This window comes from Lentzea kentuckyensis, assembly GCF_002150765.1.
In the GTDB taxonomy this organism is placed as follows: domain Bacteria; phylum Actinomycetota; class Actinomycetes; order Mycobacteriales; family Pseudonocardiaceae; genus Lentzea; species Lentzea kentuckyensis.
Window position 1 is genome coordinate 22,885 of the sequence record NZ_MUYM01000001.1, and the last position, 15,450, is coordinate 38,334.

The 15,450-nt window shown below is 69.0% G+C and carries 19 protein-coding genes; 10 read left to right on the forward strand and 9 right to left on the reverse strand.

Annotated elements, in window-relative coordinates; genetic code table 11:
• Window positions 1–45: 45 nt before the first annotated feature.
• The gene (locus tag B0F77_RS00100) at window positions 46–807 is read left to right on the forward strand and encodes an acyltransferase (RefSeq protein WP_086660759.1); all 762 of its coding nucleotides are present in this window, start codon (window positions 46–48) and stop codon (window positions 805–807) included.
• Here B0F77_RS00100 and B0F77_RS00105 read toward each other — a convergent pair.
• From B0F77_RS00105 to B0F77_RS00125, 5 genes are read right to left on the reverse strand one after another with little or no spacing between them, the layout of a single operon-like run.
• Window positions 770–1,525, reverse strand: a complete 756-nt coding sequence (locus B0F77_RS00105; RefSeq protein ID WP_086660654.1) for an SGNH/GDSL hydrolase family protein — start codon at window positions 1,523–1,525, stop codon at window positions 770–772. The two genes, B0F77_RS00100 and B0F77_RS00105, sit on opposite strands and share 38 nt — an antisense overlap.
• Before the next feature lie 48 nt (window positions 1,526–1,573).
• The gene (locus B0F77_RS00110; RefSeq protein WP_086660655.1) at window positions 1,574–2,821 is read right to left on the reverse strand and encodes a glycosyltransferase family 4 protein; all 1,248 of its coding nucleotides are present in this window, start codon (window positions 2,819–2,821) and stop codon (window positions 1,574–1,576) included.
• Between the two features lie 4 nt (window positions 2,822–2,825).
• Window positions 2,826–4,304 carry a 1,4-alpha-glucan branching protein domain-containing protein gene (locus B0F77_RS00115; RefSeq protein WP_086660656.1) on the reverse strand — a complete coding sequence of 493 codons (1,479 nt, stop codon included), beginning with the start codon at window positions 4,302–4,304 and terminating at the stop codon, window positions 2,826–2,828.
• Complete coding sequence (locus B0F77_RS00120) at window positions 4,301–5,029, reverse strand: class I SAM-dependent methyltransferase (RefSeq protein ID WP_245847730.1); 729 nt, start codon at window positions 5,027–5,029, stop codon at window positions 4,301–4,303. Before B0F77_RS00120 ends, B0F77_RS00115 begins: the two co-directional genes overlap by 4 nt.
• 10 nt (window positions 5,030–5,039) lie before the next feature.
• Window positions 5,040–5,387, reverse strand: coding sequence for a hypothetical protein (locus B0F77_RS00125; RefSeq protein ID WP_086660657.1), 348 nt, complete (start codon window positions 5,385–5,387; stop codon window positions 5,040–5,042).
• 120 nt (window positions 5,388–5,507) lie between these two features.
• On the opposite strand from B0F77_RS00125, the gene B0F77_RS00130 reads away from it, so the two are divergent.
• A complete protein-coding gene (locus B0F77_RS00130) occupies window positions 5,508–6,149 on the forward strand; it encodes a TetR/AcrR family transcriptional regulator (RefSeq protein ID WP_086660658.1) in 642 nt (213 codons plus the stop codon).
• Window positions 6,150–6,162: 13 nt separating this feature from the next.
• Here the strand turns inward: B0F77_RS00130 and B0F77_RS00135 are convergent, their stop codons facing one another.
• Entirely contained in the window at window positions 6,163–7,005 is an 843-nt protein-coding gene (locus B0F77_RS00135) for a DegV family protein (RefSeq protein ID WP_086660659.1), read from the reverse strand.
• A 336-nt stretch (window positions 7,006–7,341) separates the two neighbouring features.
• The gene (locus B0F77_RS46865) at window positions 7,342–7,593 is read right to left on the reverse strand and encodes a hypothetical protein (protein WP_143466503.1); all 252 of its coding nucleotides are present in this window, start codon (window positions 7,591–7,593) and stop codon (window positions 7,342–7,344) included.
• Between the two features lie 3 nt (window positions 7,594–7,596).
• Between B0F77_RS46865 and B0F77_RS00140 the strand changes: the two genes are divergently transcribed.
• The 4 genes from B0F77_RS00140 (at window position 7,597) to B0F77_RS00155 (ending at window position 10,774) form a co-directional block, all read left to right on the forward strand.
• Window positions 7,597–8,271: a hypothetical protein gene (locus B0F77_RS00140; protein ID WP_143466504.1), complete on the forward strand. Its 675-nt coding sequence runs from the start codon at window positions 7,597–7,599 to the stop codon at window positions 8,269–8,271.
• Window positions 8,268–8,825, forward strand: a complete 558-nt coding sequence (locus tag B0F77_RS00145) for an OmpA family protein (protein ID WP_086660661.1) — start codon at window positions 8,268–8,270, stop codon at window positions 8,823–8,825. Before B0F77_RS00140 ends, B0F77_RS00145 begins: the two co-directional genes overlap by 4 nt.
• A 10-nt stretch (window positions 8,826–8,835) precedes the next feature.
• Window positions 8,836–9,831 carry a hypothetical protein gene (locus tag B0F77_RS49565; protein ID WP_086660662.1) on the forward strand — a complete coding sequence of 332 codons (996 nt, stop codon included), beginning with the start codon at window positions 8,836–8,838 and terminating at the stop codon, window positions 9,829–9,831.
• A gap of 136 nt (window positions 9,832–9,967) precedes the next feature.
• Window positions 9,968–10,774 (forward strand): isocitrate lyase/PEP mutase family protein, encoded by an 807-nt coding sequence (locus B0F77_RS00155; RefSeq protein WP_086660663.1) that lies wholly within the window; start codon window positions 9,968–9,970, stop codon window positions 10,772–10,774.
• Here the strand turns inward: B0F77_RS00155 and B0F77_RS48590 are convergent.
• Both B0F77_RS48590 and B0F77_RS00160 read right to left on the reverse strand, forming a co-directional pair.
• The gene (locus tag B0F77_RS48590; protein ID WP_169730864.1) at window positions 10,771–10,920 is read right to left on the reverse strand and encodes a hypothetical protein; all 150 of its coding nucleotides are present in this window, start codon (window positions 10,918–10,920) and stop codon (window positions 10,771–10,773) included. The genes B0F77_RS00155 and B0F77_RS48590 overlap by 4 nt on opposite strands.
• A gap of 65 nt (window positions 10,921–10,985) precedes the next feature.
• Complete coding sequence (locus B0F77_RS00160; protein ID WP_086660664.1) at window positions 10,986–11,828, reverse strand: DegV family protein; 843 nt, start codon at window positions 11,826–11,828, stop codon at window positions 10,986–10,988.
• Between the two features lie 215 nt (window positions 11,829–12,043).
• Here B0F77_RS00160 and B0F77_RS00165 point away from each other — a divergent pair, with 215 nt between their 5' ends.
• The 4 genes from B0F77_RS00165 (at window position 12,044) to B0F77_RS00180 (ending at window position 15,424) form a co-directional block, all read left to right on the forward strand.
• A complete protein-coding gene (locus tag B0F77_RS00165; RefSeq protein ID WP_086660665.1) occupies window positions 12,044–12,826 on the forward strand; it encodes an electron transfer flavoprotein subunit beta/FixA family protein in 783 nt (260 codons plus the stop codon).
• 22 nt (window positions 12,827–12,848) lie between these two features.
• Entirely contained in the window at window positions 12,849–13,802 is a 954-nt protein-coding gene (locus B0F77_RS00170; RefSeq protein WP_086660666.1) for an electron transfer flavoprotein subunit alpha/FixB family protein, read from the forward strand.
• 274 nt (window positions 13,803–14,076) lie between these two features.
• Window positions 14,077–14,598, forward strand: coding sequence for a hypothetical protein (locus B0F77_RS00175; RefSeq protein ID WP_086660667.1), 522 nt, complete (start codon window positions 14,077–14,079; stop codon window positions 14,596–14,598).
• Between the two features lie 253 nt (window positions 14,599–14,851).
• Window positions 14,852–15,424 carry a hypothetical protein gene (locus tag B0F77_RS00180; RefSeq protein WP_143466505.1) on the forward strand — a complete coding sequence of 191 codons (573 nt, stop codon included), beginning with the start codon at window positions 14,852–14,854 and terminating at the stop codon, window positions 15,422–15,424.
• Window positions 15,425–15,450 lie beyond the last annotated feature (26 nt).

The following is a 15,450-nucleotide window of genomic DNA, read 5'->3' on the forward strand; positions in this document are numbered from 1 at the left end:
ACCCAGTCGGGCCGTGACGTGCAGCGTTTCCTAGAGTTCACCTCCATGACGAGCATGTGGGGCGCACCGGTCTGGACCCGATGGGCCAGGTCGCGCCGAGACCCGGCCCAGGCCCGCTTCCTCACGCTCGCCTCCCTGCGCTGGGTCCTGCGCCACCGCGCCTACACCCCCTGGTACCTGGTCCGGTACTGGCGGCTGCTGAAGTTCCGCCTGCTGAACCCGCACGTGGTGCTGCGCGGCATGGTCTTCTTCGGCAAGCGGGTCGACGTCATGGCCCGCCCCGGCTACGGGCGCCTGGAGATCGGCCGCTGGGTGCACATCGGCGACGGCAACGCGCTGAGGTGCCACGAGGGCTCGCTGCGCATCGGCGACAAGGTCGTGTTCGGCAAGGACAACACGGTCAACTGCTACCTCGACATCGAGATCGGCGCGTCCTCGCTCGTCGCCGACTGGGTCTACATCTGCGACTTCGACCACAAGACCGAGGACATCACCCTGCCGATCAAGGACCAGGGCATCGTGAAGTCACCCGTGCGCATCGGACCGGACTGCTGGCTCGGCGCCAAGGTGACGGTGCTGCGCGGCACGCGGGTCGGCCGCGGGTGCGTGCTGGGCGCGCACGCCGTGGTGCGCGGGGACTTCCCGGACTACAAGATCGCGGTGGGCGCGCCGGCACGGGTGGTGCGGGATCGGCGCGCCGACTACGAGGCGGATGCGCAGCGGCGGGCGGACATCGCGGACATGGCCCGCAAGGCCAAGGAGGCGCTGGCTAGACGAGCGGACGAAGCGTCGGACGCTTCGGCCTGAAGCCGTCGCCCGGCTGCCTGCCGATCAGCTTGTTGCGCGACCGCGTGTACGCGACCGGCAGCACCTGGTCGCGCAGCCACCGCCAGTGGTCCCACAGCGATGATGGCGCGGCGGTCCCGTCCAGCGGCGCCATCCACGAGGCGTCGAACGGGATGTCCAGCGCCGACAGCAGGTGCCCGGCCAACCGCCGGTGTCCCAACGACGACAGATGCAGGCGGTCGGGGCCGAAGAAGCGTGAGTCCTGCACGCACGAGTCGTCCCACACGTCGACAAGAACCGCGCCATAACGCACGGCGGCGACGCGCACGGCGTCGTTGAGGGCTTCGATGCGCGGACGCATGCGCCAGCCGAAAGGCATGCGCTGCGAGACATCGCTCAACGTGAAGACGGCGACCGTGGGCGCGAACGACGTCACGGCGCGCACCATCGCGTCGACCCGGTCCCGGATCTGTGCGCACGACGCGCCGGACATCACGTCGTTGCCGCCGCCGAACAGCGCGACCAGGTCAGGTTTCAACGCCGCCGCGGACGGGACCTGCTCCACCAGCATCTGGTCGAGGCGACGGCCGCGCACGCCCAGGTTGGCGTAGCGGAACCCCGGCGCGTCCAGCACGGACGCGACGCGGTCCGCCCAGCCCCGGTAGCGGCCGTCGGGCAGCAGGTCGTCCAAGCCCTCGGTGCAGCTGTCCCCGAGTGCCACAAAGCGTTGGTATTTCATTCAGTCCTCGGTCACCTCTTGTTAACGGGACCGGCGACTGTAGCGGAGCTAGGTGAACAGATTGCCCGTAGCGATCTTGGGGCGCCCCAGGACGGCCGGTTCGCGCACGCCGGCGGACGCGTAGACCGAAGCCGTGTCCGACGCGATCGTGGCCCAGTTGAAGTCGGTGCCCAGACGTTCCTTGGCGGCACGCGCGCGCACAGCGGCCGACGTCGGATCGGACAGCACGGCGCGCACGGCGCGTGTGAGTCCGTCCACGTCACCGGGGGCGAACGACAGTCCGGTCACCCCGTCCAGGACCACCTCGCCGAGCCCACCGGCGGTCGAGGCGACCAGGGGAGTGCCCGCGGCGGCCGCTTCCAGGGCGACGATCCCGAACGGCTCGTACCGGGAGGGCAACACGACGGCGTTCGCGGCGGTGAGTAACGCCGCCAACGACCTGTCGGAGAGATGTCCGACGAACTCCACGGCCCGCAGCACGCGGTGTTTGCGCGCCTGCTCCTGCAGCCACTCGGTCTGCGAACCGCCACCGGCCACGACCACCCTGGTGCCCCGGTGAAACCGGCGGATCCGGGGGAGCGCCGCGATCAGGTCCTGGATGCCCTTCTCCCACTCGATGCGGCCGAAGAAGAGCAGCAGCGGATCACCGTGCGGCGAGTACGCGCGCCGGGCCGCGCCGACGTCCTTCGCCCGCACCTTCCAGCCGCCCGGCTCGATGCCGTTGTGCAGCACGGAAACCAGTTCGGTGTCCACATCGAACAGATGCGCCACCTCGCCGCGCATCGCCGACGAGCAGGTGATCAGCGAGTCGGCCCGGTTCGCCAGCCACCACTCCACCGAATGCACCTGCTGGTTCAACGGGTGCGACAGCCAGCCCGAGTGCCGGCCGGCCTCGGTCGCGTGGATCGTCGCCACCAACGGCACGCCGAACGCTTCCGCCAGCGCCACCGCCGGGTGCGCGACCAGCCAGTCGTGCGCGTGCACGACGTCCGGACGCCACGAGCCCAGCGCCAGTCCGGCGCGCGTCATCGCGTGCCCCATCGCGAGCGTCCACGCCAGGAGGTCCTTCTCGAACACGAAGTGCGCGGGGTCCTCGGCCACGCGGACCAGCCGCACGCCCTCGCTCACCAGGTCCACGGTGGGGTGGGTGATCGCGTCGGTGCCGGAAGGTTGTCGGCAGAGCACGACGACCTCGTGCCCCTGCGCGGCCAGCTGTGTCGCGAGCGCGTGGACGTGCCTGCCCAGTCCGCCGACGACCACCGGCGGGTACTCCCACGACAACATCAGCACGCGCATCCCGTTACCTCATTCCTCGCGCGTCCAGATGCCCGAACGGGCCGTCTGCCGCGCGGAGCTCCGCCGCCCGAGCATGACCACGACCGCCGCGGGCCAGCGCAGCCAGCTCGCTGAAACGATCGCTGTGAATCTTCGCGCGGTAGCGGGCGTAGTCGGCCGCCGAGTCCTTGGTGACCATGAAGGCCCAGTCGCTCGACAACGCCAGCAACGCCTCGCGCACCGCCTGGTCCAGCACCGGATCCCGCACGTCGGACGAGAAGTCCAGCTCCAGCAGTTCCTTCTGCACCGACTCGTTCAACGACACGATGTCCGACACCTGCGCGCCGTCCCACACCCGCCAGTCCTTGCCGCTGCCCCACGACGACGCCGGCAGCTCGACCGGCGCACCCACGTGCCCGGCCTCGACCGCGCCGCGCAACGTCGTCACGTGCACGCCCGCTTCCGGCAACGCGCGCAGCACGGCTTCCAGCCACAAGGGACCTTCGTGCCACCAGTGTCCGTAAAGCTCGGTGTCGTACGCCGCGACGACCAGCCCGCCGTCGATGGCCCGCAACCGCCGCACGACTGTCTCAACGAAGTCGTCGACATGGCGTGAAATAGCTTCTCGCGCCAGCAACGGCTCGTACGGCCGTTTGTCCTCAGGTGCCACGTTCTTGCCGGTCACGCGCGACGGCTTCAGGCCCGTCGGGTGGTCGAAGGTGTGAAAATCTCGATACGCGGCATCGCCCGGATAGCCGACCTTCGGCGACCACACGCGGTACGAGACCTCGAGATCACGGCCGAACGCCAGCACGTCCGAAGATCCGACGGGATGCGCCGAGGAGGTGTCGCCGTGCAGCGCGGGACCGTCGACCATGAACCGCCGCACGCCCGCCGCCGCGTAGCCCGCCTCCATGCCCGGCGAGTAACCGCATTCCGGCGCCCAGATCCCTTCCGGGGCCCTGCCGATGCGCAACGCCGTGTCGTCCAAACCGGTCCGCAGCGCGAACGAGCGCACCCGCGGGTCCAGCAACGGCTGAAAGGGATGCGTCGCGGGCCCGCCGAGCAGCTCGATCGTCGAAGAGTCCACAAGGGACTTCAGCACCGGCGAAAACCCGTGCCGCCAATGCGTTTCGAACTGGTCCAACGCCCAGGAGGACGCGCGGTGCTCGTACGCGGACAGCTCGCGCAGCCGTGCGCCGGCGTAGTGCGAGCGCAGGTGCCAGTTGCCGAGCCAGTCGTGCGCGCCCCGTAAGCAGTACGGGTCGTCGAGCTGCGCGGCCAGGACCGGCGTGATGCCGAGCGTCAGGACGTCTTCACGGCCTTCGTCCGCGAACCTGCGCAGCATGTCCACGACGGGCAGGTACGAATGCGCCCACGCCTGGTAGAGCCACTCCTCGCCGACCGGCCACGTGCCGTGGTGCGCGAGCCACGGCAGATGGCTGTGCAGGACCAGGCAGAACGTTCCCTCGGAGGGCTTACCGGCGGTTGTTTTGACCGTCACGCGCGCACCGCCACGGCCACGAGGTCGAGGCAGCTGTCCATGTCCTCGGAGGTGATGTCGAAGTCCCGCACTGTCACCGACTCGACCGCCTCCTTCAGCTCGGCGGGCCACGGCGCACCCGACAGGGCGACTTCGACCTGTGCGTTGATGATCTGTCCGTTCAGGAGACTGTCAAGCCTGCGTCCGTGACGCAGCCCGGTCAGTTCGTCAACGCGGAAACCAGCCTCGCGCAGCATCTCGTCCAGTTCGGACGGAGCGAGTTCCCTGGTGTGAAACGGGTTCAGCGGCGTGTCCTGGCCCGGTGAGAAGGTCAGCCGGTTCGGCGTCGTCACGATGAGCGTCCCGCCGGGACGCAACACCCGCCGGCACTCCGCGAGGAACCCCTCCTGATCCCACAGGTGCTCGATGACCTGCAGGTTCGCCACGACGTCGACGCTGCCGTCGCGCAGCGGCAGCGCGGCGAGGTTCCCGCGCAGCACGTCGAGTTGTGGGTACGCGCGGGCGACGTGCCGCGAGGTCAGCTCGTCGTAGTCGAGCGCGATCACCCGGCGGGCGACCGTGCGGATCAGCTGGGCGCCGTAGCCCTCACCGCAGCCCGCCTCCAGCACGACCGCGTCCGCGCAGTGTCCGATGAGGTGCAGATACGCGGCCTCGTGCCGCCGGAACCAGTAGTTCTCTTCCGCGATACCGGGCACCGTGCGTTCGCCGGTCAGGGGGAGGGTCACGCCCGCCAGGTTACTTGTCAGTAGTGCGCCTGCGAACTACCTGGTGCGCGATGGCGACGGCGACACCGGTCGCGGCGAGGAACGCGGTCATCGCGGGGCTCATGTACTTCGACAGGCTGGGTGCCTCGCTCGGTCCGGTGAGCCACAGCGTCAGCGGGGTGGCGTAGGCCAGCGCGAGTGCCCCTGTCCACCAGCGCAGCGCCCTGGAGCGGCGGTCGCGCAGGCTCGCGACGAGCACGACGGCGATCGGAATGCCGGAGAGCAGGCCGAACTGGCCGATCACCATGCCGGGCACGGCCCAGGCCGCGACCAGCACGGACGTGGACGGGTGAGCGACGATACGGGTCTTGACGGACATGACAGGCTCCTTCGTTCGTTAAGATTTCTCACGGTAGTTACAAGCTCTAACTATGGTGACATGCTGAAGCTAGAGGTAGGTCGGAGTGACTGTCAATAACGAACGTGAGAGGGTCTAACCATGACGAACTCGGCCTCGGTGGAGACCCCGCGTGAGCGCTACCGGGCTCAGGTGCGTGCGGAGGTCAAGCGGCACGCGTGGGAGCAGATCGCCTCAGCCGGGGTGACCGCGCTGTCGCTCAACGCCATCGCCAAGGAGATGGGCATGAGCGGGCCGGCCCTCTACCGGTACTTCGCCGGCCGCGACGAGCTGATCACCGCGCTCATCCGGGACGCGTACCGCAGCCTCGCCGACACCGTCCGCGCCGCGTTCGAGGCCGGCACCACCGTCGTCGCGCTCGCCGCGGTGATCAGGACGTGGGCCTTGAGCGACCCGCACCGCTACCTGCTCATCTACGGCACGCCGGTACCGGGCTATCACGCGCCGGACGAGATCACCGCGATCTCGAACGAGATCCTGACGGTGCTGCTGGAGGTGTGCGCCGATCCGTCGGGGGATCAGCCGAAGACCCCGTTCGACGCCCTGCTGAGCACGAACCGCGAGTGGGCGGCCGCGCTGCCAGCCTCGTCGCCGACGGTGCACCGCGCGCTGTCCTTCTGGACCCGGCTGCAGGGCGTGCTCTCGCTCGAACTCTCCGGCCACTTCGCACCCATGGGGTTCGATCCGGGCCTGCTGCTCGCCGAGGAAGTCGCTCAGCTCTGAGCAGGGGTGCTGATCAGTACGGCGACACCGTGACGGCCAGGGCGCCGGGACCCACGTTGGCGCCGACGGCCGCGCTCACCTGCGTCAGGACGACGTCGCGCGCGTGCGGGATCCGCTTCTGCAGCGACTGCAGGAGCTGGTGGCCCTCCTTCTCGGCGGCGAAGTGCTCGACCGCGAGGTCCACGTCGCGTCCGTAGGCGAGCGCCACGGCCTTGGCGACGAGCTTGTCCAGGGCACGCTCTCTGCCGACAACCTTGTCGAACGGCGTCACCTCGCCGTTCACGACCGTGAGCAGCGGCTTGACCGAGAGCGCGTCGCCGAAGAGCTTCGCCACCACGCTGATCCGGCCCGTCTGGCGCAGGTAGTGCAGCGTGTCGACGTAGATCAGCACATGCGCGTCGCGACCGCGACGCTCAGCGACACCGCGCGCCTTCTGGACGTCGCCACCGGTCTGCACGATCCGCGCGGCCGCGAGGGCGGCGAACCCGAGCGTCATGCCGGACGAGTTCGAGTCCACGATGAACACCGGCGCGCGCGACTTGGCCGCGGCCACCTTCGCCGCGTCCGTGGTGGGCGAGAGCTTCGGCGTCGCGTGCACGGACACGATCGTTTCCGCGCCCTTGGCCCACGCGTCCTGGTACGCCCAGAAGAACGCGTCCGGTGCCGGCGGCTGGGTCGTGATCGGGATCTGCGCCGCCATCGCCTCCAGCAGCCTGTCCGTCGGCACGGTGCCCTCGTCGATCAGCTCCGACCCGATCTTCAGCTGCATCGGGACCGTGATGATGTCGAACCGGTCCGCCAGACGGGCCGGAAGTGACGCTGTCGAGTCGGTGACGACGGCTACTCGTGAGGGCACGAACGACTACGTTAACGAAGGGTGATCGCGGTAGCCACCAACGATCGATGGCAATTCGTGTGATCTACGCCTGGGTGGTTGCTTTCCGTACACGGCGAACGCGCGGAGTGAACCCCTCGGAAAGGCGTCCTACTTGACACAATCGGGTGACTGCTCGTTCTTTAAAGTTGATCTACATGCGTCTCGTTTGTGCAGGAAGCTCGCGTTATTCCACGTGTTACATGCGCCCGTTCTGTCCACTGTCGACGCTGGTTGGGGGTACCTGGCCTGGGTAAGCTCGCACAATCTTCAGCCTGGTTCAGTGAGTAGGTGACCATGGGTGCAAAAGAGCAGGAACTAGTTCCGCTGCACGCCGCTTTCGACGTTGTCTACCGAGGTTTTCATCGACGTCAGGTCATCGACCACATCGAGAATCTCGAGGAGCAGCTCCGCTTCACGAGCCTCGATCGGGCCGAAGCGCTGGCGCAGGCCGCCGATTTGCGCAAGCTGCTGGAAATGACGCGCCAGGACCTGGAAGAGGCGCGCGCCAGGATCGAACGCCTGGAATCCGCCTCCGGTTCCCACGCCGGCGCCACCGAACGAATGCACCGCATGCTCCGCCTCGCCGAGGACGAGGCGGCGGAGATGCACCTGCAGGCCGAACGCGAGTGCGCCGACCTCCGCGCCCGCGCCGACGTCGAGGTCACCGCGTTGCGTGCCGACGCCGAACGCGAGGCCGCGGCGATGCGGTCGGAGGCCGAGTCCGAGCTCTACGCGTCCCGCCAGGACTGCGCCTCCCGCGCCGCCGCGATGGAGCGCCGCGAGGTGGAGATGGAACGCCGCTGCGCCGACCTCGAGGCCCAGCACCGCCAGCGCGCCGACGAGGTGGAGCGCGAGTGCGGCGAGGCGGTCGCCCAGGCCCAGACCGACGCCGACCGGTTGCTGCGCGAGACCGCCCTGCAGTGCAACTCGCTGGAGGCCGACTCCGAACGCAAGCGCGAGAAGGCCCAGCAGTTCTTCGAGCTCACCATGACCCGCCGCCGCAACGAGGCCGCGCAACACCTGCAGGAGCAGGAGGCGCTGGCCAGGGCGCGGTCGGAGTTCGTGGTGAAGATGGCGTGCCGCGAAGCGAACCGCCGGCTGGCCGAGGTCGCCGACCGGACCCACGAGCTGCATGAGCTTCGCCGGGTCGTGCACTCGCAACTGTCCGCGGCGCGCGCGGCCCTGTCGGTGGCCGCTGATCGTGTTGCCCCGGTGCACATCCCGGAACAGGTGGCCGCGTCGTGAAGCGCTGGGTGCCGTTGGTCGTGGGGGCGTTGATGGTGCCCGCGTCGGTGACGGCGTTCGGGTTCTCGGTGTACGGCGAGGAACTGGAGACGGCGCTGTCGTCGTCGCCCGCCGTGCCCGTGTCGCACGAGGGCCCGGTGCCCGTGTCGGACTTCGTGTCACCGCTGCGGATGGAGCCCCCGGCGCCACAGCTGGTCCCTCCGTTCGTGGCACAGCAGAACGTGCGCAACCTGTTCTCGTCACACGCGGTCAAGGGCGTCACGTTCGCGCCCGGCACGTCGTCGTTGGTGGGGCGTGGTGAGGACGTGCGCCGGGGGTTGGCCAGCGTGCTGCGCAACGTCACCGGTGGCGCGGTGACGTTGGTGGCGCACGCGTGGAACGGCGAGACGGCGTCGCACCGCTGCGACGTGCTCGCGATGGAAAGGGCCGGCCTGGTGCGGCAGTACCTGGCCGAGCAAGGGGTGGAGAGCGTCATCACCACTCGGGTGATCGTGGACCCCGTCTGGGGCCCGCCCTCGGACTTCGGCCCTCAGGTCGACGTCCTCGTCAGCTAGGAGCCTTCGCATGGCAGGGGCGATCGGGATCGTCTTCGGGTTGTGCGTGCTGTCCTTCACGCTAGGGGCAGCCCTCATGTACGTGGTGCTGCGCCGCCGCGAGGACGCCGCAGGGGTGTCCTCGCCGGCGGACGAACCGGTCGAGCGGACGTGGGTGGAGAAGCCCGCGGCGGTCGGACCGGTCGACGAGGACTACGACTCGCGGCCCATCCACCGCAATCCCGTGATGGGGCTGCCGCAACTGGAGCCGGCGCTGGCGGTGCTGGCCGATCCGGTGCCGGACTTCGTGGAGCCGCGTCTCACGGTGCCGGGTCTCGCGCCGCCGGATCTCACGTCGCCGGGTCTCGCGTTGCCGGATCTCGCGCCGCCGGATCTCGCACCGCCGAAAACTGTCGGTGCTGCCCGATACGATCGGGATGGGGACCTCGATCCCCCCGTGGGGGAACTCGAAGCCCCCGAATCAACCGTAGCGCCGAGCACCGACAGTCCTGAGGCAGTCGAGCCGGTTGCCGAAGCCCTGCGAGCCGCCGAGGTCGGGCGAGTCGCCGAGGTCGAACTGGTTGCCGGGGCCGAGCGGGTCGCCGAAGCCCTGCCGGTCGCCGACGCCGGCCGGGCTGTCGGGGCCGAGCGGGTCGCCAAGGCCGAGCGGGTCGCCCAAGTCGAGCCGGTCGACAAGGCCGGACAGGTTGTTCGGGCCGAGCGGATCGTTGAAGCCGAACGGGTCGCCCAAATCGAGCCGGTGGCCGAGGCCGAACGGGTCGCCCAAGCCGAGCGGGTCGCCGAGGCCGGACGGGTTGCCGAAGCCGAGCTGGCTGCCGAAGCCGAAGCCGACGCCGAGTCCGAGCAGGATGCGGAGCCGGTGGCGGAAACCGTTGCGGCCGCCGCGTTGCCGCCGCCCGCCGCACCCCAGCCCGTCGAGCACACGACGTGGGTGGAGCGGGAGGACTTCCGGCAGCGCTACCTGCGGACGTTCGAAGAGGTGCGCCGCAAGGCGGGCAGCAACTGACCGGGCGGCAACTGACCGGGCGGCAACTGGCCGGGCGGCAACTGGCACCGGCGGATCGGAGTGGTGTCGGAAAGTCTTCGGTTCCCGTCCGAAACTCGCCGGATTTCTGTCGGTGACTGCTGATATCACTCTGATCATGACTTCCACCGCTGACCGCACCCGGCTCTTCCACGCCCTTCACCAGCCCGGCCCGCTCGCCCTCCCCAACGCCTGGGACGTCGCCTCCGCCCTCGTCAGCGAGGCGGCCGGCGCCAAGGCGGTCGCGACCACGAGCGCCGGTGTGGCCTGGACGCTCGGCGCTCCGGACGGCAACAGGGTGGATCGTGACCGGGTGATCGACCTGGTCGCCCGGATCGCGCGGGCGGTCAGCGTCCCGGTGACGGCGGACATCGAGTCAGGCTTCGGTGAGGACGCGCAGGCGGTCGGCGCGACGGCCAAGGCGATCACGGAGGCGGGCGCGTCCGGGGTCAACATCGAGGACGGGATCGGCGGCGCGCTGCGGGACGCCGAGGAGCAGAAGGAACGTCTGGCGGCGGCACGCGAGGCCGCTCCGGACCTGTACATCAACGCCAGGATCGACGTGTACCTGCGCGGGATCGGTGAGCCGGAAGGCCGGTTGCGGCACACGCTCGACCGCGCCGCCGCCTACCTCGAAGCAGGGGCGAGCGGCATCTTCGTGCCGGGGGTGACCGACCTCGAGATCGTCACGGAGCTGGCCAAGGGCATCGCGGCGCCGCTCAACGTTCTGGTGGGGCCTGGCGCGCCCGCCGTCGACGAGCTGGCGAAGGCGGGCGTGGCGCGGATGAGCCTCGGCTCCGCGGTGGCCGAGGCTGCCTACGCCGTCGCCAGGAGGGCAGCGGAAGAGCTGCTGACCCAGGGCACGTACGTCAGCGTTGAGAACGGCATCGAGTACGGCGAGCTCAACGCGCTGTTCAGGGGTTAGTGCTTCTTGCCGCGAAGCTTGCGCAGCAGCTGTTCTGCCTGTGCGCGCTTGCGCGGGTCCTGTGCCATCTGCCGGGCCTTGGCCTGCAGCTTGTGGCCCTGCGGACTGCGCAGGAACTTGGTGATCTTGTCCATGAACGAGGCCATCGGTCCTCCAGGTGGTCCGTTACGTCCTGTTCAACGGACGGAACAGCACCTGGAGTTCCCGAAAATCACACCGGCGACACTGTGATGCCCAGCGCACCAGGGCCGACGTGGGCTCCGATGGCCGAGCTGACCTGCGTCAACATGAACTGGCGGACGTTGGGCACGCCCTTGCGGAGCTTGCGCAGCAACCGGGTGGCCTTCTCCTCGGCGTCGAAGTGCTCGACGGCGACGTCGACGGTGTCGGTGCCCGCGCGCTTGATCGCGATGTCCAGCATCCGGTTGAGCGCGCGGTCGGCGCCGATCACCTTGTCCAGCGGGGTGATCTGCCCGTCGGCCATGGTCAGCAGGGGCTTCATCGACAGCACGCCGCCGACCAACGCCGCCGCGGCACCGATGCGCCCGCCGCGGCGCAGGTACTCGAGGGTGTCGACGTAGATCAGCTCGGTGGATCTGTCGAAGCGTCGCTGAGCGGTCGCGAGCACTCTCTCGACGTTGCCGCCCGCCTCAGCCACCTTCGCGGCGGCCTGGACGGCGTAGCCGATGCTCATCCCGCAGGTTTGGGTGTCGACGACGTGCACGGGCACGCGGACCTGGGCGGCGGCCGTGCGGGCCGCTTCCACGGTCGCGGACTGCCGGCTGGACACGTGCACCGACACGATCGAGCGAACGCCCTGCGCGGCCAGTTCGTTGTACGTCCAGAAGAACGCGCCGGGATCGGGCGGAATCGTCGCCACGGGCACGTTGGAACGCATGGCCGAGACCAGGTCGGGGACCGGGATGCGGGACTCGTCGTCGGTGTGGTCGCCGATCCTGACCTGGATCTGGACCACCTCGATGCCGAGTTGATCAGTCAGCTGCGCCGGGAGACAGGCCGTGGAGTCAGTGACAACTGCTACTCGCCGGTACATGTCGGGGCAGCGTAGTCGCCCGAATGGGTTAAGTCTCAAAAGGTGTCGTTAACGGGTGATAACTGTCACGCTAGCGGGGTGCTTGCTGCCGTTTGCACCGGTGCTACTGGCGGGTAACATCCGGGTGATGGCAGGGTCGTGAACACCCGGCGGCGCAGTTCTAAAGTCCTCTGCGTAAGCGTCGCCGCCCGTCCGCAGGAGGTCGAAGAGGACCTATGAACATTGTTGTCCTGGTCAAGCAGGTGCCTGACACCTGGTCCGAGCGCAAGCTCACCGACGCCGACCACACCCTTGATCGCGAATCCGCGGATGCCGTGCTCGACGAGATCAACGAGCGCGCTGTCGAAGAGGCCCTGCTGCTGCAGGAAGCCCACGGCGGTGAGGTCACCGTGATCGCGATGGGTCCCGACCGCGCCACCGACGCGATTCGCAAGGCGCTGTCGATGGGTGCCGACAAGGCGATCCACGTGAGCGACGAAGCGCTGCACGGTTCGGACGTGCTGGCCACGGCGAAGGTCCTCGCGAAGGCGATCGGCACGGTCGAGAACGTCGACCTGGTCATCGCGGGCAACGAGGCGACCGACGGCCGCGCGGGCGCTGTTCCGGCCATCGTCGCGGAGCTGCTCGGCCTGCCGCAGGTCACCCAGCTGCGCAAGGTCACCGTCGAGGGCTCCACGATCAAGGGCGAGCGCGAGACTGACGAGGGCGTCGCGTTCCTCGAGGCGTCGCTGCCGGCCGTGGTCTCCGTGACCGAGAAGATCAACGAGCCGCGTTACCCGTCCTTCAAGGGCATCATGGCCGCGAAGAAGAAGCCCGTCTCCACGCTCACCGTGGCGGACCTGGGCATCGACGCGTCCGAGGTCGGCCTGTCCGGTGCGTGGACCCAGGTGCTCGAGGCGGCCCCCAAGCCGCCGCGCAGCGCGGGTCAGCGCGTCGAGGACGGTGGCGACGGCGGCGCGAAGATCGCCGAGTTCCTCGTCGGCCAGAAGCTCATCTGAGAAGGATTGGGAGGGAAGAGAAATGTCTGAAGTCCTGGTCCTGGTCGACCACGTCGACGGCGAGGTCAAGAAGGTCAGCTACGAGCTGCTGACGGCCGCGCGTCGCCTGGGCACCCCGGCCGCCGTGGTCGTGGGCGCGCCCGGCACCGCGTCGAAGATCCGCGAGTCGCTGGGCCGCTACGGCGCCGCGAAGGTCTACGCTGTCGAGTCCGACGACGCCGTCAACTTCCTGACGACTCCGAAGGTCGACGCCCTGGCCGCCCTGGCTCCGAACGCGTCCGCGGTGCTCGTCTCCGCGACCGTCGACGGCAAGGAGGTCGCGGGCCGGCTCGCCGTGCGCCTCGACTCCGGCTGGCTGGTCGACGTCGTGGACGTCGAGGCCGACGGCACCGGCGTGCAGTCCATCTTCGGTGGCGCGTTCGTCGTCAAGTCGAAGGTCAGCAAGGGCACCCCGGTCATCACCGTCCGCCCCGGCGGCGTCGAGGCCGAGGAGTCCGCGGCGGACGCCGTGCTGGACGAGTCGGTCTCCATCTCGGTGGACACCGCCAAGGCCGCCCGCGTGACCTCGCGTGAGGCTGTCGTCGGCGGCGACCGCCCGGAGCTCACCGAGGCGTCGGTCGTCGTCTCCGGTGGCCGCGGCGTCGGCTCGGCCGAGAAGTTCTCGGTCGTCGAGGAGCTCGCGGACTCGCTGGGCGCCGCAGTCGGTGCCTCGCGCGCCGCGGTCGACTCCGGCTACTACCCGCACCAGTTCCAGGTCGGCCAGACCGGTAAGACGGTCTCGCCGCAGCTGTACGTGGCGCTGGGCATCTCCGGTGCGATCCAGCACCGCGCGGGCATGCAGACCTCGAAGACGATCGTCGCGGTCAACAAGGACCCCGAGGCCCCGATCTTCGAGATCGCCGACTTCGGTGTGGTGGGCGACCTGTTCAACGTCGCGCCACAGCTGACCGGCGAGGTCAAGAAGCGCAAGGGCTGAACAACGCGATAAGCGTGCGAAAAGGGGTATCGGGACATGTTCCCGATACCCCTTTTCGCTGCCTGGACTTTCCCGTCCCACTTCGGCCGGAGCAAGATCACTTCACCTGTTCGGCGGTACCTCTCGCCATGGTGAACCGGAAATGTCGCCCCTGCATTGCTGTGGGGGCGATGCTCATGGGGGCAATTCGAGCGTCTCGACTCTTGTTCGGCCGTGTTCGGCCTGTGGGCTCGTCTTCGCGCTACTGGGGAAACAAGAGGGAGGAACACGCTCCATGGGGAACAGGAAATCGTCGTTCATCGCGGCGGCGGTGCTGGCGGTGTCGGCACTGGTCATGACCTCCGGCGGAATCGCGTCGGCGGCGGAGGACGCTGCCGCGCCGTCCGTCATCGACGAGGCCGATCCGGGTCAGGTCGAGATCACCGCGGTGTCCGACGGTGACGGCCTGAGCGCGCAAGCGGTCATCACGTGCCGCGGCAACACGGACAACCCGCACAAGTCGCACACGGACTCACGCAGGGCGAACGTGCACGTCAACATCACGTGCACGGCCAATGTCCCGAGGATCGCGGTAAGGGGCGCGATCTACCGTGACGGCAGGCTGGCGGGCACGTCCGCGCGCAACAGCGTCGTGACGGGTCGCAACAAGGCGACCAACCACGCCAACACGGCGTGCACCAACAACCACGTGTACGGCAGCTGGGTCGGTGGCGAGATCACCTTCCCGCCCGGCTACCGGCCGCCGACGGGCCGGATCAGCGCGGTCGGCCGCAGCGCCCGCATCACCAACTGCTGACCGTTCGCGCGATGATGAGGACATGACGACGAGTCCCGTCGGCGGCGCACCGAAGCCGGCACCGGCGGCAACAGCTCATGCTTCGGCGTGGGCTGTTGCCGGTGTCCGAGATTTCGACGGCACGATCGGATCTATCGTGCCGGCGGTTTTCCCGGCTTATGCCCGCGTGTTTCACCCGGCATACCGCAGAATCGCGGAAAACGATGTCGAACCGGTGCGCTGGCGGGAAATAGCGGAGGCGCACCACCGTGTCATGCACCCACTCGCACAGTGGCGGCAGATCAATCCACCGTTGCCGGGTGAAACGACGAATCCCGAAAAATGGGGCAGAGACCTCAGTTCTGTTCCCGCCCGCGTTGGCGTGTGGGACGACGAACCGGTGCTGGGTGCGATACCGACCTCCGTGGCCACCCGCCTCGCCGCGTTGCTGACCAGGTACACCGGCACCCCCGGCCGCTGCTGGCTCGCGGTCTGGGAGGGCTACGGAGACCTGGCCAGGCGCTGGACCACCGCGCCCCGGTTCGACCTGCCCGGCCGCGGCATGCACCTGCTCCTGGGCCCGGCGGCCGCGGCGGCCTTCCCGCTGGCGGACGAACGCTGGCCGCTGGCTGAGCCCGGCCGTCAGTTGCACCCGAACCTGTGGTGGCCGGCCGACCACGCGTGGTGCGTGGCCACCGACGTCGACATGATGACCACTTACGTAGGCGGTAGCGCCGAAGCCGTCGCGGCCGTGGTGACCGACGCCGAACTCGAAGCCTTCCCCGTCACCGCCGGCGACGCCGTCACGTGGGACTCGGACACGATCAACCACACCACCGGCGGTTAACCCGACTGCCACTGACCGGTCATCGT